Below are 18,818 nucleotides of genomic sequence, written 5' to 3'. Positions count from 1 at the left end.
TCACCCGCAGTGAAGTCTGCCTCCCGGGGGTTGGCCTGACAAACGTTATCAAAGGCAGAGCCCCAAACACCGCGGCCCGGCGCCCCTCTGCGTGAGGGACACCGGGCCGCCGGGAAATGCTGTCTGGCTTTGCCTACTCGTGGAGCTCCGTGACGGTCAGCGCCGGGTCGGCGGCGATCTCCGCCTCCGTGTAGCGGCGGTCCACCCACTGCTTCTGGGAGAACATGGCCGTCTGGTCCGCGAACCAGGGCGAGGCCGGGTTGGTGGACTGGGAGTAGGTGAGCACGGACTTCGCCACGGGGCCCGCGTCCGTGAAGGACACGGCCATGACGAAGCTGGAGCCCAGGACGGGCTCATACGTGCCGTCCGGCGCCAACTGGTTGGCGATTTGGTTGAAGCAGCCCTCGTCGTGGGCGCAGCCGTGCACCGGGTAGAAGATGCCGTTCTTGCGCTTGCCCTGCACGGAGCCCGTCGTCGCATCCAGGGCGATGCCGCGCTCGCGCAGCGTGCGGATGGCGGTGCCCAGCGCCTGGGCCACCTGCGGGTTCAGCGTGTTGAGCGTGCGCGGCGTGTTGACGGGGTCATTCGCGTTGAAGGGCACCACGTACGGCCCGCCCGTGACCCCCACCGCGGTGAAGAGGAACACGCGCCAGAGCAGCTCGCCCCGGCTGTCCAGGTCGCCCTTCAGGTCCCACGCGGCCAGCACGGGGCAGGCGGGGCGCAGGTCCTCGAAGGTGAGGTCCGGCATCAGCACGAAGGGCGTGCGGCGGCACAGCGCCACCGCGGCGTCGCGCAGCAGCTCGCCGGAGTAGTTGCGGTTGTTGAACATCACCGTCTGGAGTTGGTCCAGCGTGAAGCCCTGGCCCTCCAGGCCGTCCGTGCCGGCGATGCGGCCCTGCACCATCTTCAGGCCCAGGCGCGTGCGCAGGCTGCGCACGTTCTTCTCACCGCCGAGGATGCGCGGGAAGCCGGTGAGCGGCTGGGCGGGGTTGGGCAGCCAGTAGCTGTCGTTGGAGTTGGTGACGTAGTCGGCGCGGGTGAGGCGCGGCAGGCTGCCCGGGCCGAAGATGCCCGGCTCCACCGCGTCCGCGTCGCTGCCCAGCGCGCAGTCGGAGCGCGAGCCGTCCAGCACCGGCAGCCCCGCGCTCGCGAGCACCAGCAGCGGGATGGGGGACAGCACGCAGCGCGCGAGCTTCGCGTCGGTGACGTGCGGCACCACGCTCATGTCCGCGTAGTACGCGCGGCCCTGCGCGTCCGTGGCGATGGTGTTCACCCACGGGATGCCCTGCCAGGTGTTCTGCGCCGTGCGCAGCTCGTCCACGTTCGCCGCGCGGTCCATGGCGAAGAAGGCGTCCAGGAGGCGCAGGTTGGACGCGTTGGCGTCATGGAACGCGTAGGCGGTGAGGCCGTTCCACGTCATCAGGCCTGACGGGTACTCCAGCATCGGGCCCAGGTGTGAACGGTAGAAGGTGTGCTGGCGCGCCGTGAGCGACCCGTCCGCCGCCTTCGCCTGCACCGTGACGGTGCGGGTGGTCATGTCGCGAATCTGGCCGTCGTACAGGTACTTCGTGGGGAAGCCCGGGATGAGCTTCAGCTCGAAGGGGGTGAAGCGGTACGCGGTGGAGACGGTGTGGCTCCAGGCCAGCGTCTCGTTGTGGCCGATGAGGATGGCGGGCACGCCCAAGAGGCTCACGCCGGAGACGTTGAGCTTGCCCGGCACCGTGAGGTGGGCCTCGTAGAAGCGCTCCGAGCCCTCCCAGGGGAAGTGCGGGTTGGCCAGCAGCATGCCCTTGCCGTTGCGCGTGGCCTCGGAGCCCAGGCCGAAGGCGTTGCTGCCCAGGCCCAGCGTCTCCGAGCTGGGGAACACCTTGCGGTCCAGCGTGGCGGGCGCGGGCAGCGGCAGGGGCAGCGTGCCGTCCGGCAGCAGGGACGGGGGCTTCGCGTCCACCAGCGCGTCCAGGAAGAACAGCGAGCTGGCGAAGAGGCTGAGCTGGTAGTAGCGCCGGTACAGGTCGCGCTCGGTGATGGGGCGCACCCAGGCCGCGCCCTTGCAGCGCGGGTCCGTCAGCCCGTCCACGCCGGTGTCCGCCAGGTAGCGGTTGATGCCCGCCGTGTAGCCGCGCACCAGCTCGCGCACGTCCTGGGACGGGCCCAGGGGCGGCGGCTTCGCCAGCAGCGCCTCCACCGTGCCGTCGTCGTTGATGGCCTGGTAGAAGAAGTCGCTCTTCAGGTTGTTGTACTGGCTGCCCAGCGCGGCCAGGTACGTGCCGTCCGGCCCGAAGTAGCGCGAGCGTTCCGCGTTCACCGTCACCAGCGCGTCCATCAGCGCGCAGAAGTTGTCCTGCGCGAACGCGTAGCCGTAGCCGTAGCCCACGCCGGCGAAGTCGTCCGCCAGCACGTGGGGGATGCCGTGCGCCGTCCTGCGCACGGTGGCGGAGAGGCTGCCCGCCCCCAGCTTCTTCACCGACGGGGTGGGGCCTTCCGGCGCCGGAGGCGTCGCGGTGCGCGGCTCACACCCGGTGGCAAGCAACAGCGCCGTCAGCGGCAGCAGCCGGGCGCCGCCGGTCCTTCCGTTACGTCCATCCATTCGAGGGATTCCTTTCACGGTGAGGAGAAATTCCCTTCTAATTGTAGAAACGCATCATTCCTGGATCGCCCCGGCTCGACAGGACGCGCTGGGGAGGGAACCCGCGAGGATGTTTCAGTCGACATCCGCTGGCGGCGTTCCGGACGGGGAGTGAGGGAGGACCGGGACGCGGGGCGAGCGGCGGGGCGTGTTCGGGTGTATGGCTGCGGCCTGGGAGCCCGGGGTGCCGGACAAGGCGCGCGGGCCCGGTGTTTCACGAAAGGAAACCAGCACATGAAACGGATGTTCGCGGGCGCGCTCGTCGTCGCGGCGTTGGGGACCCTGGGGTGTGGTGGGGCGAAGGCCTCCGGGCCGGGGGCGGAGGCCGTGGCGGCGCGGCAGTCGTTGGAGGACCAACGCGCGGGGTTGCGTGCGGCGGACCAGGCGATGTCGGACGCGGCGCAGAAGGCCGGTTCGGCGCAGGCGTTCTCGGACTTCGTCGCGGACGACGCGGTGCTGCTGGTGGACGGCGTCTACGCGCAGAAGGGCAAGGAGGCCATCCGCGCGTGGCTGGCCGCGCATCCGCTGGAGGCGGAGGGCAAGGTGCGCTGGGCGCCCGTGCGCTGGGACGTCAGCGCGGACGGGACGCTGGGGTACGCGGTGGGCAACGTGTCCGTGGAGTCGGGGGGCACGTCGGTGCGGCCGACCGCGCGCTACATCACCGCGTGGAAGCGCCAGCCGGACGGGCAGTGGCGCGTGGCGGTGGCGGTGCTCAACGCCGCCAAGACGCCGATGACGCCGCCCGCGGGCTTCGCGCCTTCCTCCACGCTGCCGGCGCCGGAGCCGCGCGCGCTGGCGCCCGCGAAGGTGCTGGAGGAGGCGAAGGCGGCGGACAGCGCGTTCTCCGCCATGTCCACCACCGAGGGCATGGGCAAGGCGTTCACCGCCTGGGCCGCGGAGGACGCGGTGATGCCGCTCGGATCCGCAGGCATCTTCGGCCATGAGGCCGTCGCGAAGGCGTATGCGCCGTTCACGCTGGAGGCCATCGATCTGCGCTGGGAGCCCGTGCTGGGCGACGCGGCGGGCTCCGGCGACCTCGCGTACACGGTGGGCCGCGCCATCGCCACGGGCAAGGACGATAAGGGCCAGCCCGAAGTGGACCACGTGAAGTACCTCACCGTCTGGCGTCGGCAGGCCGACGGTCAGTGGCGCTACGTCACGGACGGCGGCAACGCCAGCCCCGGCCCGCAGGGACCGTGACTGGCTCCTTGGCGTGAATGGTTCAGCAATATTCCGCCAAGAGCTGAAATAGCTGCTTACAGCACCTAACGAAAGTCAGGGCTGGGGTGGCCGTTGGCAAGGGGCATCCTCAGCTTGAGGGACATGGTCCGCGAACTCGTCCCTGACGCCTTCTGGCAGCGCGTGGCGCCGCTGCTGCCTCCGCCTCGGCCCAAGAAGAAGCTGGGGCGTCCTCGGGCGGATGACCGGGCGGCACTGGAGGCCATCGTCTTCGTGCTTCGAAGCGGCATCCCGTGGGAGATGCTGCCTCGCAAGCAGTTCGGCCTGTCGGGCATGACGGCCTGGCGCAGGTTGGAGGAATGGACCCGCGCAGGCGTGTGGGAGCAGCTTCAGGCGCAGCTGCTGGACGAGTTGGGACTGCGAGGCAAGGTGGACTTCTCGCGCGCCTCCATCGATTCCTCGTCCGTACGGGCGTCAAAAAGGGGGCCCTCACGGGCCCAAGCCCGACGGATAGAGCGAAGGCGGGTAGCAAGCATCATCTTCTCGTAGAGGCCCATGGGCTGCCTCTCACGGAGTCGGTGACGGCAGCCAACGTGCACGACACGCACGAGCTCTTCCCCCTCGTCGATTCCGTGCCTGCGGTGAGGATGCCTTCAGGGCAGCGACGCTTCCGTCCTGCGAAGGTCCACGGCGACAAAGCCTATGCCTCCAGGAAGAACCGCCTCGGCCTGCGTCTGCGCGGCATTGCTCCGCGCATCGCCCGTCCAGGCGTGGAATCCAAAGAGCGCCTGGGGCGCTACCGCTGGGTCGTGGAGCGCACGCTGGCCTGGAAGAACCAGCTGCGCCGGCTTCGCGTCCGTGACGAGCGCAGAGACGACGTCCACTTTGGTTTTCTCGTCCTCGGCTGCTGCGTCATGCTCCTCCGCCGCCTCTGTCCTGGCATTTGTTAGGAGCTGTTAGTCTTGTATTCAGGACCAGGCCGCCGCAAGAAGGGAGCTCCCCCGTGGTGAGGAGTTCCCTTCATGCGTACCCCTCGTTCCGTGCGTCGGTTGTCGCTGTCGTTCGTGCCGCTGTTCGCGCTCGCGGCCTGTGGTCCGGCCGAGCCTGTTGCTCCTGAAGCTCCGGCGCTGACGGCTCAGGAGGCCGCGCTCACCGAGATGCTCACCAATGGCTCCTTCAGCTCCGGCACGGTGGCTCCGTGGTGGAACAACACCGCCACTGCGTCTTATGTGGAGAGCGGCCGTTGGCGCGTGGACGTGGCGGCGAACACGGCGAACCCTTGGGACGCCATCGTGGGACAGAGCGGCCTGACGCTCACCGCCGGGAAGACGTACACGCTCGCGTTCACCGCCACCGCCACGGCGACCATCACCGCGCAGACCACCGTGCAGCAGGAGGTGGCGCCGTACACGTCCACGCTCACGCGGTCCTTCACGCTGGATGGCACGTCGCGCCGGTTCTCGTTCCCCTTCACGTCGTCGTTCTCGTCCGGCCAGGGGCAGGTGACGTTCCAACTGGGTGGCCGCGCGAACGCCGTCACCGTGCGGCTGGATGACATCTCGCTCACCACGGAGAGCGGCACCGGCTCCGGCCCGGTGGAGATGACCAGCGGCTTCTACGTGGACCCCAACTCCAACCCCGCGGTGTGGGTGCGCAACAACGGCGGGGATGGCCGCGCGTCGCGCATCAACGCGTCCATTGCCTCGAAGCCGATGGCGCGCTGGTTCGGCAACTGGAACAGCAACATCTCCCAGGATGTGTCCAACTTCGTGGCCGCGGCGGACGCGGCGGACAAGCTGCCCGTGCTGGTGGCCTACAACATCCCCGGCCGTGACTGCGGCAGCCACTCCGGCGGAGGGGCGGGCAGCGCGGACGCGTACCGCACCTGGATCTCCGCCTTCGCGACGGCCATCGGCAACCGGCCGGCGGTGGTCATCGTGGAGCCGGATGGCGTCGCGCAGCTCGACTGCCTCCCCAACGACACGGAGCGCGCCACGCGGCTGAGCCTCATCCGCTACGCCTCCGAGCAGCTGCGCGACCGCGCGCCCAACACCTGGACGTACCTGGACGGCGGTAACGCGAGCTGGATCGCCGCCGACACCATGGCGCAGCGCCTGGAGTCTGCGGGCGTGCGCAACGTGCGCGGCTTCTCCCTCAACGTCTCCAACTTCTACCCCACCGCTCAGTCCACCACGTACGGCAACGCGGTGAACGCCGCGCTCAACAGCCGCTACGGCTACACGCGGCAGTACGTCATCGACACCAGCCGCAACGGCAACGGCTCCAACGGCGAGTGGTGCAACCCCGCGGGCCGCAAGCTGGGCGTGACGTCGCAGACGGGCGGCGGCGCGGAGCTGCTCCTGTGGGTGAAGACGCCGGGGGACTCGGATGGACAGTGCGGCATCGCCCCGGGCACGCCCGCCGGACAGTTCAGCCCGGACCTGGCGAACCGCCTCATCGACGGCACCTGAGCCCCTCGCACCCGCGACCGAAAGGAACGACGACATGATCTTGAATACACGGTGGCTGCGGACGCTGGTGGTGGGCGTGGTGATGAGCGGCATGGCCTGCGGACCGGAAGACGCGATGGAGCTGGCTCAGGCGGAGGCCGGGGCCACGGCGCTGCCCACGGCGGGCGGCGGCATCTTCATCACGGCGGCGGAGCTCACCCGCGCACGGACGCGGGCCACCGCCACGACGGAGCCCTACGCGGAGAACGCGCGCATCCTGAAGGGCCGCGCGGATGGGGCGCTGACCGCGACGCCCAGGCCGTTCCGGATGACGAACATCTCCACCATCACCTACCACTGGTGCTCGCCGGACACGGACGGCGTGGACAACTCGCTGGCGGACGCGACGAGCAAGTTCACGGACGACGGGGACAAGATGCGCACGCTGGCGCTCCAGTACGCCGTCGGCGGGGACACGAAGTACGCGGCTCGCGCGGCGCTGTTCCTGAAGACGTGGGCTTCGCAGCACACGCCCGTGAACATGCATGACCTGCACGTGGACTACGCGGCGGCGAAGCTGGATGGCCAGACGACGGACTACTGCTCCGACCGCCCGTGGAACTTCGCGCTGGACGGCCTGTTCCAGGCGTATGGCCTGATCAACGCCAGCGACGCGTACGTGCTGCTCAAGCGCAACGGCTATCCGCTCCCGGCCGCGGATGACGCCGCCGTGCGCGAGTGGCTGCGCAAGTCGGCGGAGGCGGTCAACTCCAGCTTCCAGGCCTGGACGCGCTGGGCGGACACGCACCCCAGCTCCAGCGCCTTCACCCGCTACCGCTCGGACAACCACCTCTCCTGGGGACTGGCGGGCCTGCTGGCCGCGTCCGTGGCGCTGGGAGACAGCGCGCTCGCGGGCTACGTGCTGGATGGCACGTCGTGGACGGACCGCCGCAACGGCGCGTACGCGAACCCGTCCTTCATCAAGGACGTCATCAACCGCGCCATCGAGTCCGGCACGGGCACCGCCAACGAGGGCCGCGTCTACGAGGAGAAGATCCTCCGCGACCCGCCCATCGGCTACTCGCTGTTCCACCTGTGGGCCATGTCGCTCGTCGCGCGCAATGCGGAGGTGAACTACGCGCGGCCGGGCTTCTGGGACTACGCGGGCACGGGCGGCGGCAGCATCCACAAGGCATACACGCGCTACGCGGCCTTCATCCTGGGCGAGCGCGCCTCGCCCCAGGCCTCCGAGGGTCCGCCGAAGGACTACCGGTGGCTGTACGAGCTGGGATACGCGCAGTGGCCGGAGGCGCGGCTGAAGAGCGTCATCCAGGTGGGCACGCGCAACCAGTACATCGTCCAGAGCATCGGTCCCGTCACGCTGGTGGTGGGCGAGCCGCTGTAGTCCTCCGGATATGGAAACGCCTTCCCCTGCGCGAGGCGGGGGAAGGCGTTGGGGTGAAGCAGGGGATGCGCGCGGGTCCTCGCTGGACTCGCCCATTCTCAGGCGCCACATCCCTTGGATACTGAGCGCCATACTGGTGCCTCTCCACCGTTGCCCCCTTCCTCAAAGGCCGCTCATGTCTACACCGCGTCGGCTGCAGGACTTCTTGAGGTGCTTCAACTGCGGGAAGCGAGCAGCCGACCATTCCGATGGGAAGTGCCTCTTCCAACCAACGCGCTACGAAGGTCTTGGTCCGACATCCTGGGATTGGGACCACTTCCACTGGACCCGGCGTGAGCTTGCTCGCGAAGTACGTAACCGCAACGATCCCCATGACTATCGCCGACTGATGCGCGAGTTACGGGCCCTTCGGAAGCCGTAAACGGGTCTCGGTGTTGCCCCTGACGCTCTACTTCTTTGGATCCGGGAGCGTCACTCTCGCGATGCGCAGGTGCTCATCCATGCCGCGCTAGCGGCTCCATGCTCAGTCCCCAGGCGATGTCATCCGCGGACGGCTTTTTTGGAAGCATGGATTCAGCCGCTACCACTGCGCCTCCGGCGGATCTCCTCGATGAGGTGCCCGCAAAAACGCCTTCCCCTGCTCACAGGCTGGGGAAGGCGTTGGGACGACACGGGGAGATGCGCGGGGCCTAGCTGGACTCGCCCACGCTCATGCGCCGGCTGGCGCCGCCGTTGCCCTTGCCCAGGGGCTGAGTGCGCTCCAGGTTGGACTGGGCCAGGGCCTCGCGCTGCTCCTTCGTCTTCGCGGTGCCGTCCTTCTGCACCGTCATCACGCCGCCGCTGCCGTGCTTCGCCTGGGCCTGTTCGATGCTCTTCTTCAGGTCGCTGGCCGGCACCCAGTAGGCGCCGTTGATGGGGTCGCGCACGCGGTAGAGGTCGTCGTCCGTGCTCTTGCTCAGGCCCGGGTTCACGCCGTCGATGGTGAGCCAGTGCAGCTCGCCGGTCTCCGGCAGCTGCTCATCCTCCGCCAACGTCATGTTGAGCAGCGCGTTGGAGTCCACCATCGCCAGGGCCATCTGCCCGTGCTTCAGCGCGCCGCTCAGCGCGTCCGTGTTGCACTCGTCGAAGCCGTTGGTGACCTTGATGCCCATGGAGCCGAGCATGGCGCCCATCTCGTCCGGGGTCGCGCCGTCATCCAGGTTCACGTTCACGCGGTCGCGCACGGACGTGCTCAGCGTGTCCGCCTTGTTGCGCACCTTCTCGCGGGCCTCCTGCTGCGTCAGCGGGACGGCCTCCTCGGCGCTGGACTGCTCCAGGTAGGTGAGGGTGGCCTCCGCGCAGCCCTTCTTGCTCGTCTGCGCGACGGTCGTCTGGGGCGCGTTCCAGCCCTGCTCCTTCTGGGCCTGCGTCGCCTCGTTGGTGGGGACCGCGCTGACCGTCGCCGGGTCCGTGCCCGGGGGCGGGGGGGCGGCCAGGGAGGGCAGGCCCATCTTCTTGGCGCGCTCCTCCTCGAAGGAGTCCAGGTAGCGGCCTTCCGCGGGGTTCAGCGCCTTGGCGTCAGGGGCGTCCGGCAGGGGCTCCTTCACGGACTGGGCGGCCGCCGCGCGTTCCGCCGCGGCCTGGCGGATGCGGGCCATGACCGAATCGAGCTTGGAGCCAATACCGAGGGCCATAAGGCGTCTCCTGTCGCTACCGGGTCTTTTTCCTCCCCCATTATCCGCGTAGGACTTTGGAGGTTGCTTCCGGATCACGGCTTTTGACGGAAGCGCGCGATTTCAGACGCAACCGGGCAGGCGTCCGGGCCGAAGAACCATGGAATCCTGGAATGAGGGGTACACTGGACCCATGGCGAACCGGCATGACAGGGACGACGGACCTTCCGCGCCTGGCTCCGCGCCGCGCGTTTCGACGTCGCGAGAAACCTACGGTACGGGTAGAGCCAGCGCGCCCGCGACGGGGCGGGGTGGGGCGGAGGCCTCGGTGCCCTCGCGGGGGACCGCGGGCGGTGAGTCGCAGCGGCTGTCCTCGCGGCAGGTGGGCCGGTTCGTCCCGCTGAAGGTGCTGGGGCAGGGGGGCATGGGGGTGGTGTACGCCGCCTATGATCCGGACCTGGACCGCAAGGTGGCGCTGAAGCTCCTGCGGGTGAAGGGCGGCCACGAGGACCTGGAGCAGGGGCGGGCGCGGCTGCTGCGCGAGGCCCAGGCCATGGCGCGCATCTCCCATCCCAACGTCATCCCCGTCTTCGAGGTGGGGCAGTGGGATTCGCAGGTCTACGTGGCGATGGCGCTGGTGGACGGCGGCACGCTGCGCGACTGGACGAAGGCGAAGCCCCGGACGTGGCAGGAGCTGTTGGACAAGTACCTGGCGGCGGGGCGGGGCCTGGAGGCGGCGCACGCGGCGGGGCTGGTGCACCGGGACTTCAAGCCGGCCAACGTGCTGGTGGGCAAGGACGGGCGCGTCTACGTCACGGACTTCGGGCTGGCGCGGCCCATGGGCGAGGCGGAGGACGACGACGAGGACGGCGAGCGCACGCGTCCGGTGGGGGACGACTCGCCGTTGAACTCGCAGCTCACGCAGGCGGGCCTGGTGATGGGCACGCCCGCGTACATGTCCCCGGAGCAGTTCCGGGGGGAGCTCTTGGACTCGCGGTCGGATCAGTTCAGCTTCTGCGCGGCGCTGTACCGCGCGCTGTATGGCATCCGCCCGTTCGACCCGGACGAGCTGTCGCGGGTGGCGTCCCAGCTGCGGCCCCAGGGCGGCGCGGAGGACGAGCCCGGCGTGACAAGGGCCGCGGCGGTGCAGGTGCTGCCGCCGTCGCCCATCCTGGAGCCGCCGCGCGACTCGAAGGTGCCGGCGTGGGTGCGCCGCGCGCTGATGAAGGGGTTGTCGCTGGAGCCTCGCGACCGGTTCCGCTCCATGGCGGAGCTGTTGACGGTGCTGGGCCAGCGGGAGCGGCGGGCCCTGCTCCAGCGCCGCGCGGGAGCGGCGGTGGCGGCCACGGTGGTGCTGGGCGTGGCGGGCGGGGTGGCGTGGTCTCGCTCCCAGGTGTGCGAGGGGGCGCCGGCCCTGGTGGCGGAGCGCTGGGGGCCGGACGCGCGCGAGAAGGTGACGCAGTCGTTCCTCGCGACGAAGAGCCCGGTGGCGCAGGACATGGCGCGCCGGGTGGGCGCGGTGCTGGACGGCTACGGCGCGGAGTGGGCGAAGCAGCACACGGCGGCGTGCGAGGACACGCGCGTGCGCGAGGTGCAGACGGAGGAGCTGCTGTCCCAGCGCTTCGTGTGCCTGGAGCGGCGGCGCAAGGACCTGGGTGCGCTGGTGGCCACGCTGCAGACGGCGGACGTGGCGCTGGTGGACAAGTCGCTGGACGCGGCGTACGCGCTGCCCTCGCCGGGTGACTGCGCGGACGTGGAGTCGCTGACGGAGCTGCAGCCCCGGCCGGCGGATCCCGCGAAGCGCGCGGAGCTGGAGGCGCTGGAGGGGACGCTGGCGGACGTGAAGGCCCGCGTGGACCTGAGCCGGATGCCCAAGGCGCTGGAGCTGGCGAAGGCCGCGGAGGCGCGCGTGATGGCCACGGGCTATCTGCCGCTGATGGCGGAGCTGCGGTTCCACCTGGGCTGGGCGCAGGCGGTGCTGGGTGACAAGGCCGCGGGTGGCGCGGTGCTGGAGCAGGCCGTCTACGACGCGGAAGCCGGCAGGGCGGACCGGCTCGCGGTGGCGGTGATGAACAAGCTGCTCTTCGTGGACGGCGAGCAGGAGCAGTTCGCGCTCGCGCAGCGCTGGGGCCGGCTGGGGGAGGCAACGCTCAAGCGCGTGGGTGGCGACGCGGTGCTGGAGAGCGACCTGAAGGTGAACGCGGCCAACCTCGCGCTGATGCAGGACCACCCGGACGACGCGCTGAAGCTGCTGGAGCAGGCGTCGGGGCTGCTGGCGACGGCATTGCCGGAGGGGCACCCCAAGCGGGCGCGGGTGGCGTTCACGCTGGGGCGCACGCTGCTGGAGACGGGCAAGAGCGCGCAGGCGGTGAAGGTGCTGAAGGACGCGCTGGCGCAGACGGAGAAGGCGATGGGGCCCGTCCACCTGGACACGGCGCGCCGGCACCAGGCGCTGTCCATGGCGCTGCGCGAGCAGCGGGACTTCACCGGGGCGCTGGAGCACGCGCGGGTGTCGGTGGCGTTGCACCGCACGCTGCTGGGCAACGAGAGCGTGAAGCTGGCGGAGGCGCTGGACGAGGAGGGCATGAGCCTGCTCGCGCTCAAACGCTACGAGGACGCGCTGCGGGACTACGAGGAAGCGCGGAAGGTGAAGGAGTCGAAGCTGGGGCCAGAGGACGAGCTGGTCTACTACTCGCTGGACGGCGTGGGGCAGGCGCAGCTGGGCCTGGGCCGCACGCGCGACGCGATTGCCTCGCTGAAGCAGGCGCTGACCTTCAAGGACGTGCAGGAGGACTCGCTGGGCGAGTCCGGCTTCGCGCTGGCGCAGGCGCTGTGGAAGGAGGGCGAGGAGCCGGAGGCGCGAGACGCGGCGACACAGGCGCTCGCGCGCTTCAGGTCCGCGGGGCGCACCGCGCAGTCGAAGGAGGTCGAAGCGTGGCTCTCCGCCCGTCCCGCGCCAGTGGCGAAGGCGGTGCCCGTGTCCGCCGGGCGCGGCGGCAAGCGTCGGCGGTAGGCCTTTGGGCCGAGGTGAGTCCGAGGAGGGGGCCCAGTGGGGCCTTCGCCTCCGGCGGTGCGGCTCGCGAACTTGTCCGACAGTCGGACAGGTTCAGACCGCCGTGGTCGAGGGCTGCTGCTCCGTCGGCGACGCGGAATCCAGTTCCGCGGTCGGACAGGTTTGGAGGCCGGGGGCCGGGAAACCTGTCCGACTGTCGGACAGGTTCAGGCCACGTCGGGCAGGGAGGTGGGCCTTGCTGGACGGTTGGACTTCAAGCCGCCAGAGGACTCAGCACTCCGGCAGGCCGACGCTGAGGTTCGCGACTTCCAGGACATTGACCGCGAGGCCTCCGCGCGCGGTCTCCTTGTACTTGTCCTTCATGTCGCGGCCGGTGTCGCGCATCGTCTTGATGACCTTGTCCAGGCTGACGAAGTGCTTCCCGTCGCCGGACAGCGCCATGCGCACCGCGTTGATGGCCTTCACGGAGGCCATCGCGTTGCGCTCGATGCAGGGCACCTGTACCAGTCCGCCAATCGGGTCGCAGGTGAGCCCCAGGTTGTGCTCCATGGCGATCTCCGCCGCGTTCTCCACCTGCAGCGGCGTGCCGCCCAGCACCTCCGCGAGCCCTCCCGCCGCCATGGAGCACGCGCTGCCCACCTCACCCTGGCAGCCCACCTCCGCGCCGCTGATGGATGCGTTTTCCTTGTAGAGCGCTCCAATGGCCCCCGCCGTGAGGAGGAAGCGCACCACGCCGTCCGCGTTCGCCCCTGGCACGAAGCGCCAGTAGTAGTGCAGCACCGCCGGGATGATGCCCGCCGCGCCGTTGGTGGGCGCCGTGACGACGCGCCCGCCCGCCGCGTTCTCCTCGTTCACCGCGAGCGCGTACAGGTTCACCCAGTCCAGCACCGTCAATGGATTGGTGAGCCCCGCCTCCGGCCGGCTGATGAGCCGCTGGTACATCGCCGCCGCGCGCCGCTCCACCTTCAACCCGCCGGGTAGAATGCCCCCCGTGGTGCACCCTCGCGTCACGCACGCCTGCATCACCGCCCAGATGCGCAGCAGCCCCGCGCGGATGTCCTCCTCGCTCCGCGACGTCAGCTCGTTGCGCAGCATCACCGAGCTGATGGGCAGCTTCTCCCGCTCACAGTGCCGGAGCAGCTCCTCCGCGGACTTGAACGGCAGCGGCACCGACGCTTGCTCCGCGCGCAGCGGATCCGCGCCCGCCGCCGCGTGCTCATCCACCACGAAGCCTCCGCCCACCGAGTAGTAGATGCGGCAGGCCAGCGTCTCCCCACCCTCGCCGAACGCGGTGAAGCGCATGCCGTTGGGGTGGTAGGGCAGCACCTTGCGCTTGTGCATCACCAGGTGCTCGCCGTCGCGGAAGGGGAGCACCAGCCGCTGGAGCAGCGACACGCGCCCCTCCGCGCGCCAGTGCGCGACGATGGACGGCACCAGCTCCACGTCCACGTCCTCGGGCGTGTCGCCGCGCAGGCCCAGGAGCACCGCCTTGTCGCTGCCGTGCCCCTTGCCCGTCGCTCCCAGCGAACCGAACAGCTCCACCTTGAGCCGCGTCACGCGCTCCAGGAGCCCCGCGTCCGACAGCCCCACCACGAACGTGCGGGCCGCGCGCATGGGCCCCACGGTGTGCGAGCTGGAGGGTCCAATTCCAATCTTGAAGAGGTCGAAGACGCTGACAGGCATGGCGATTCCCACCATGCCACGTTCAACACGCGCCGCCTGTGACACCCCGCTCACGACGCGCTGCATGCATCCACTTCAAGTCATGCAGCCTGGAAGGCAACACGTCCCGCGTGCGCCCGCTCCTCCGGGCGTAGGGGAAGTTGCCATGCCAAGCATGACGCGTACGGGCTAACCGGCGGCGGGCTGCGGGCCCGTGGCGGGCTGCGGCGGCGAGGCGGGCGCCTTCGGCCGGAAGGCGAGCAGGCGCAAGCCGTTGAAGACGACGAGCAGCGTGCTGCCCTCGTGGAGCACCACGGCCTGGCTGATGCGCGTAATGCCCAGCACGGCGGCCACCACGAGCACCGCGCTCACGCCCAGCGCGATGACCAGGTTCTGCTTCATCACGGCCGTGGCGCGCTTGGACAGCTCCAGCGCGAAGGGCAGCTTCGCCAGGTCGTCGCTCATCAGCACCACGTCCGCCGTCTCCAGCGCCGCGTCGCTGCCGGCGCCGCCCATGGCCACGCCGACCGCCGCGGCGGCGAGCGCGGGCGCGTCGTTGACGCCATCGCCCACCATGGCCACCGCGTGCGTGCGGCCCAGCTCCTTCACCGCCGTCACCTTGTCCACGGGCATCAGCGGCGCCTTCGCCTCGTCCAGGTCCACCTGCTGCGCGATGGAGCGCGCCACGAGCGCGTTGTCGCCGGACAGCATCACCGTGCGCTCGATGCCGCCCGCCTTCAGCGCCTGCACCACCTGCCGGGCTCCGCCGCGCAGCGTGTCCGCCACGCCCAGCACGCCCAGGTAGCGGCCCGCGCGGCGCACCACCATGGTCGTCTGGCCCGCCGCCTCCAGCCGCGCCACCTCTGCGGTGACCTCGGGGGGAATCGCCTCGCCCGCGAAGAGGGCCGTGCTGCCCACCTCCACCGCGTCGTCGCCCACCTTCGCGCGGATGCCCTGGCCGTGGATGGCCTCCAGGTCGCGGCCCGCGGGCACGGCGATGCGCGCCTCGGCGGCGCCGTCCACCACCGCCTTGGCCAGCGGGTGCGCGGACAGTGCCTCCACGCCCGCGGCGGTACCCAGGAGCTCCTCCCGCGTCACGCCCGGCGCGGCCCACGTGGTGAGCAGCCGGGGGCGGCCCACGGTGAGCGTGCCCGTCTTGTCGAAGGCGATGGCGCGGATGCCGCTCAACAGCTCCAGGTAGATGCCGCCCTTGATCAGCACGCCGCCGCGCGCGGCCGAAGCCACCGCGGAGAGCACTGCGGACGGCGTGGAGATGGCGAGCGCGCACGGAGACGCGGCCACCAGCAGCCCCACCGCGCGCAGCACTGCCTCCTTCATCGGCGTGCCCGTCAGCACCAGCACCACCGGGAACACAATCGCGGACGCCATCACGAGCGGCGCCACCGTGCGCTCCAGGCGCTGGGCGAAGCGCTGCCGCTTGCCCTTCTGCGCCTCCGCCTGCGCCACCATGTCCACCACGCGCGCCAGCACGGACTCCGACGACAGGCGCGTGACCTCCACCTCCAGCGCCGCCTCGCAGTTGATGGTGCCGGAGAACACCTCGTCGCCCGGCTTGCGCGCCACCGGCATGGACTCGCCGGTGATGGCCGCCTGGTCCAGGGAGCTCTTGCCCTCCAGGATGACGCCGTCCAGCGGGACGCGGTCGCCCGGGCGCACGACGATGCGCTCACCGCGCTTCACGTCCGCCACCGGGACCTCCACGACGTCGGAGCCCCGGCGCACGCGCGCCACCTCCGGACGCAGCTGGCCCAGCGCTTCGATGGAGCGGCGTGCCTTCTCCATGGCCCGGTGCTCCAGCGCGTGGCCCGCGCTGAAGAGGAAGAGCAGGAACGCGCCCTCGAACCACGCGCCGAGCACCGCCGCGCCCAGCGCCGCCACCACCATCATCGTTTCGATGTCGATGCGCAGCTGCGCGATGGACTGCACCGAGCCGCGAATGGCGAAGAAGCCGCCGCTCGCCATGGACAGCGCCCAGAGCACCGTGGCCACCAGGGGCGGCGCCAGCGCGAAGTGGTCCACCACGAAGCCCGCGGCGAGCAGCACGCCGGAGATGACCACCAGGGGCAGCTCCAGGAGCGGCGCCAGGCCGCCACCGTGCGCGTGGTGCGAACAGGCGTGGCCCGCCATGGGCACTTCCAGCCCGTACCCGAGCGACTTCACCCGGGCCTCCACGTCCGGAAGCTTCAATTCCTCCTTGTCGTATTCGATGACCAGGCGCTCGCTGGCGTACGCGACGCTGGCGGTGAGCACGCCCTTCATCCTGGAGACCGCGTGCTCGATGACCTGGGCCGCGTCCGCGGAGTCCATCCCGCGCACGAACCAGGTGTGATGCAGATACCGCGCGGCCACCTGCGCGCCCGTCTTCTGCGCGAGCGTCACCAGCTTGGACACACTGACCAGCGACGGCTGGTAGTGGATGCACACCTCCGCGTGGCCCGCGTCGCGGCGCAGGTGCACGTCGGTGATGCCGTGCTGCGACTCCAGGGCCGCCTCCAGCCGCGCGAAGCGGCCCTGGTCGTCCGTCTCTCCCGGCAGCGTGCCCTCCAGATCCAACTGGAGCGCCGAGCCTCCTCCTTCCGCCGGACGGTGGGCCGGCGGACGGATGACGCGCTGGGAGTGGGCATGCCCGTGGTGGTCATGCCCGTGGTCGTGGCCATGGGAGCAGGAAGCCGAGTGGACGTGGGTCAAGCCGTCCGCTTCGTCGGGGTCGTGATGCGCATGACCGTGGTGATCATGGCCTTCATGACCGTGGTCGTGGTTGCACCCAGGGCCGTGGACGTGGCGCTGCACGGCGTTGCCGCCGGGCTGTGCTTCCTTGAGGCCCTTGATGTTCAACGAACCGAACCGCGAACCGCTCTTCTTCTGCTCCGACATGGCTTGGCTCTTCCTGTCGCCCTAGTGGCGGTGTCCGCGGCGTGAGTGCGAGGGCGCGGCGGCCGGAGGCGGTGCCGCCTGGGGCTTCTCGTCCTCATCCTCGTCGTGGTGGTCCTCGTCCTCGTGCTCTTCCGGGACGGGCTGGTCGAAGCGCTGGCCGGCGACCTCCAGCGTGAACTGCTTGCACGTCGGGGGAATGTCGAACTCCAGCACCGCGGGCAGGCGGCCCTCGTACGTCTTCAGCACCTTGCCCTGCTCGTCGTAGACGGTGCCGCCCGCGGCGACGGTCATCGTCTCGTCCACGAGCACGGCCACGAGCTCCGCCATCTCCTCCATGCGGTCCGCGTGGCGGTGGCACCAGAGGTGTCCCACGCCCGGGTAGGTCGTATGGGAGATCTCCTCCATCTGCTCCTCGTCCACGTGCTCGCCCACGCCCATGAAGACGAAGTTGATGCGCGGCAGGCGGCCGGAGGCGATCTCCTTGGCCACCTGCGTGGCGTAGGCCGTCACGTCATGGGCGTCGTTGATCTGCGAGTCCGTGATGATGACCGCCAGGCCCCGCTTGGCGCCTTCGCCCACCTGCTGCTTGATGTGCGCCACGAAGTCGCGCAGCACCGGCAGCATCACCGTGGCCTTGCCGTAGGACTTCGGCCCGGGGAAGCGGTAGCCCTTGGCCTGCGGGCCCGTGAGGTCGCCCACCATCTCCAGCTGGGTGCCGTCGCCGCAGGCCCAGTAGGTGACGCGCACCTTGCCGTCCCGGTCCTTGTTGGCCAGGTACTCCAGCATCCACTGCATCTGCGGCTCGACCTGGTTCTTCACCGGGGCGAGCTTCGCCAGGATGCCGCGCGGCCCGTACGCGTTCTCCATGCTCGCGGAGCCGTCCATGTAGAGGGCCACGTCCAGGCCCTCCACGGTGGGGTCGTGCAGCAGCGTCGCGACGACCTTGTTGCCCATCCGGTGGACGTCGGAGAAGGGGCGGTTGATGACTTCGTGGCCGGCCATCAGTGGTGGTCCTCGTCCTCTTCGTGGTCTTCGTCAGGCAGCGGCTGCGTGTAGCGCTGGCCGTTCACCTCCAGCGTGAAGCTCTTGGCGTCCTCGGGCACCTCGAACTCCAGCACCGCGGGCAGGCGGCCTTCGTACGTCTTCAGGATCTTGCCCTTGTCGTCGTAGATGGTGCCGCCGGCGGCGACCGTCATGGTCTCGTCCACCAGCACGGCGACCAGCTCCGCGACCTGGGTGATCTCCTTCGCGATGCGGTGGCACCAGAGGTGTCCCACGCCCGGGAACTCCGCGTGGGCGATGTGCTCCAGCTGCTCCTCGTCGATGTCGTCGCCCACGCCCACCAGCACGAAGTTGATGCGCGGCAGGCGGCCGGAGGCGATCTTCTTCGCCACCTCCGCGGAGAACTTCTCCACCGCTTCGGCGTCATGGAGGCGGCCGTCGGTGACGATGATGGCGCAGCCGCGCTTGGCGCCCACCTTCACCTGCTCCTCCAGGTACTTCACGTAGTCGCGCAGCGCGGGCTCCAGGTACGTGTAGCCGCCCAGCTGCTTGGCGCCGGGGAACTTGTACTGCTTCACGTCGGTGCCCTTGAGCTCACCCACGGGCTCCACCTGGCGGCCGTTGGTGCCACAGGCCCAGTAGGCCACGCGGAGCAGACCGTTGCGGTCCTTGGTGGCCAGATACTCCAGCATCCACCGGACCTGCGGCTCCACGTCGTTGGAGGCTTCCTTCATCGGAGCGCCGCGCAGCCACTCCAGGAAGGTGCGCTGCTGCGCCTTGTAGGCGTACTCCTCGCGCATGCTGCCGGACGCGTCCATGTAGATGGCCATGTCCAGGCCCTCCACCGTGGGGTCGTGCAGCAGCACCGCGCGCACGTGGTCCCCTTCGCGGTGCAGGTCCGAAAACGGCTCGATCGGCTTCTCGTGTCCCATGG

General features: G+C 70.1%; 11 protein-coding genes. 5 read left to right on the top strand and 6 right to left on the bottom strand.

Translation table 11 applies throughout. The features are described from left to right. Window positions 1–133 precede the first annotated feature (133 nt). On the bottom strand, window positions 134–2,587 hold the full coding sequence (locus ACX114_RS33275; protein WP_459291329.1) for an acylase: 2,454 nt from the start codon (window positions 2,585–2,587) through the stop codon (window positions 134–136). A gap of 273 nt (window positions 2,588–2,860) precedes the next feature. Between ACX114_RS33275 and ACX114_RS33270 the strand changes: the two genes are divergently transcribed. The 4 genes from ACX114_RS33270 to ACX114_RS33255 all read left to right on the top strand — a co-directional run bounded on the left by ACX114_RS33270 (window position 2,861) and on the right by ACX114_RS33255 (window position 7,660). After that, the gene (locus tag ACX114_RS33270; RefSeq protein WP_459291327.1) at window positions 2,861–3,826 is read left to right on the top strand and encodes a YybH family protein; all 966 of its coding nucleotides are present in this window, start codon (window positions 2,861–2,863) and stop codon (window positions 3,824–3,826) included. A 123-nt stretch (window positions 3,827–3,949) separates the two neighbouring features. Continuing rightward, window positions 3,950–4,755, top strand: a protein-coding gene (locus tag ACX114_RS33265) for an IS5 family transposase (protein WP_459291325.1) whose coding sequence is annotated in 2 segments (ribosomal slippage) — window positions 3,950–4,295 and window positions 4,295–4,755 — 807 coding nt in all. Because the reading frame shifts where the segments join, the coding sequence is not laid out codon by codon here. A gap of 72 nt (window positions 4,756–4,827) precedes the next feature. Then, window positions 4,828–6,276: a glycoside hydrolase family 6 protein gene (locus ACX114_RS33260; RefSeq protein WP_459291323.1), complete on the top strand. Its 1,449-nt coding sequence runs from the start codon at window positions 4,828–4,830 to the stop codon at window positions 6,274–6,276. Window positions 6,277–6,310: 34 nt separating this feature from the next. Continuing rightward, complete coding sequence (locus ACX114_RS33255) at window positions 6,311–7,660, top strand: alginate lyase family protein (protein ID WP_459291321.1); 1,350 nt, start codon at window positions 6,311–6,313, stop codon at window positions 7,658–7,660. Between the two features lie 689 nt (window positions 7,661–8,349). Here the strand turns inward: ACX114_RS33255 and ACX114_RS33250 are convergent. Beyond that, entirely contained in the window at window positions 8,350–9,333 is a 984-nt protein-coding gene (locus ACX114_RS33250; protein WP_459291319.1) for a hypothetical protein, read from the bottom strand. Between the two features lie 172 nt (window positions 9,334–9,505). Between ACX114_RS33250 and ACX114_RS33245 the strand changes: the two genes are divergently transcribed. Continuing rightward, a complete protein-coding gene (locus ACX114_RS33245; protein WP_459291317.1) occupies window positions 9,506–12,325 on the top strand; it encodes a protein kinase domain-containing protein in 2,820 nt (939 codons plus the stop codon). 270 nt (window positions 12,326–12,595) lie between these two features. On the opposite strand, the gene ACX114_RS33240 is transcribed toward ACX114_RS33245, so the two are convergent. From ACX114_RS33240 to ACX114_RS33225, 4 genes are all read right to left on the bottom strand, one after another. Beyond that, window positions 12,596–14,008: an L-serine ammonia-lyase gene (locus ACX114_RS33240; RefSeq protein WP_459291315.1), complete on the bottom strand. Its 1,413-nt coding sequence runs from the start codon at window positions 14,006–14,008 to the stop codon at window positions 12,596–12,598. A gap of 168 nt (window positions 14,009–14,176) precedes the next feature. Then, window positions 14,177–16,882 (bottom strand): heavy metal translocating P-type ATPase, encoded by a 2,706-nt coding sequence (locus ACX114_RS33235; RefSeq protein ID WP_459291313.1) that lies wholly within the window; start codon window positions 16,880–16,882, stop codon window positions 14,177–14,179. 21 nt (window positions 16,883–16,903) lie between these two features. Further along, window positions 16,904–17,884, bottom strand: a complete 981-nt coding sequence (locus ACX114_RS33230; RefSeq protein WP_459291311.1) for a vWA domain-containing protein — start codon at window positions 17,882–17,884, stop codon at window positions 16,904–16,906. After that, window positions 17,884–18,816, bottom strand: coding sequence for a vWA domain-containing protein (locus tag ACX114_RS33225; RefSeq protein WP_459291309.1), 933 nt, complete (start codon window positions 18,814–18,816; stop codon window positions 17,884–17,886). The genes ACX114_RS33230 and ACX114_RS33225 overlap by 1 nt, the downstream gene beginning before the upstream one ends. Window positions 18,817–18,818 lie beyond the last annotated feature (2 nt).

It is taken from the genome of Corallococcus sp. M7, from assembly GCF_054512695.1.
The sequence above is the reverse complement of the archived record's forward strand: the minus strand, read 5'-3'. Positions and strand labels throughout refer to the sequence as shown.

What these genes read in the sequence shown, in the direction of transcription:
- ACX114_RS33225 (WP_459291309.1), bottom strand. Translation starts at nt 18,816, where the DNA reads ATGGGACACGAGAAGCCGATCGAGCCGTTTTCGGACCTGCACCGCGAA.
- ACX114_RS33255 (WP_459291321.1), top strand. Translation starts at nt 6,311, where the DNA reads ATGATCTTGAATACACGGTGGCTGCGGACGCTGGTGGTGGGCGTGGTG.
- ACX114_RS33245 (WP_459291317.1), top strand. Translation starts at nt 9,506, where the DNA reads ATGGCGAACCGGCATGACAGGGACGACGGACCTTCCGCGCCTGGCTCC.
- ACX114_RS33260 (WP_459291323.1), top strand. Translation starts at nt 4,828, where the DNA reads ATGCGTACCCCTCGTTCCGTGCGTCGGTTGTCGCTGTCGTTCGTGCCG.
- ACX114_RS33230 (WP_459291311.1), bottom strand. Translation starts at nt 17,884, where the DNA reads ATGGCCGGCCACGAAGTCATCAACCGCCCCTTCTCCGACGTCCACCGG.
- ACX114_RS33275 (WP_459291329.1), bottom strand. Translation starts at nt 2,587, where the DNA reads ATGGATGGACGTAACGGAAGGACCGGCGGCGCCCGGCTGCTGCCGCTG.
- ACX114_RS33240 (WP_459291315.1), bottom strand. Translation starts at nt 14,008, where the DNA reads ATGCCTGTCAGCGTCTTCGACCTCTTCAAGATTGGAATTGGACCCTCC.
- ACX114_RS33235 (WP_459291313.1), bottom strand. Translation starts at nt 16,882, where the DNA reads ATGTCGGAGCAGAAGAAGAGCGGTTCGCGGTTCGGTTCGTTGAACATC.
- ACX114_RS33270 (WP_459291327.1), top strand. Translation starts at nt 2,861, where the DNA reads ATGAAACGGATGTTCGCGGGCGCGCTCGTCGTCGCGGCGTTGGGGACC.
- ACX114_RS33250 (WP_459291319.1), bottom strand. Translation starts at nt 9,333, where the DNA reads ATGGCCCTCGGTATTGGCTCCAAGCTCGATTCGGTCATGGCCCGCATC.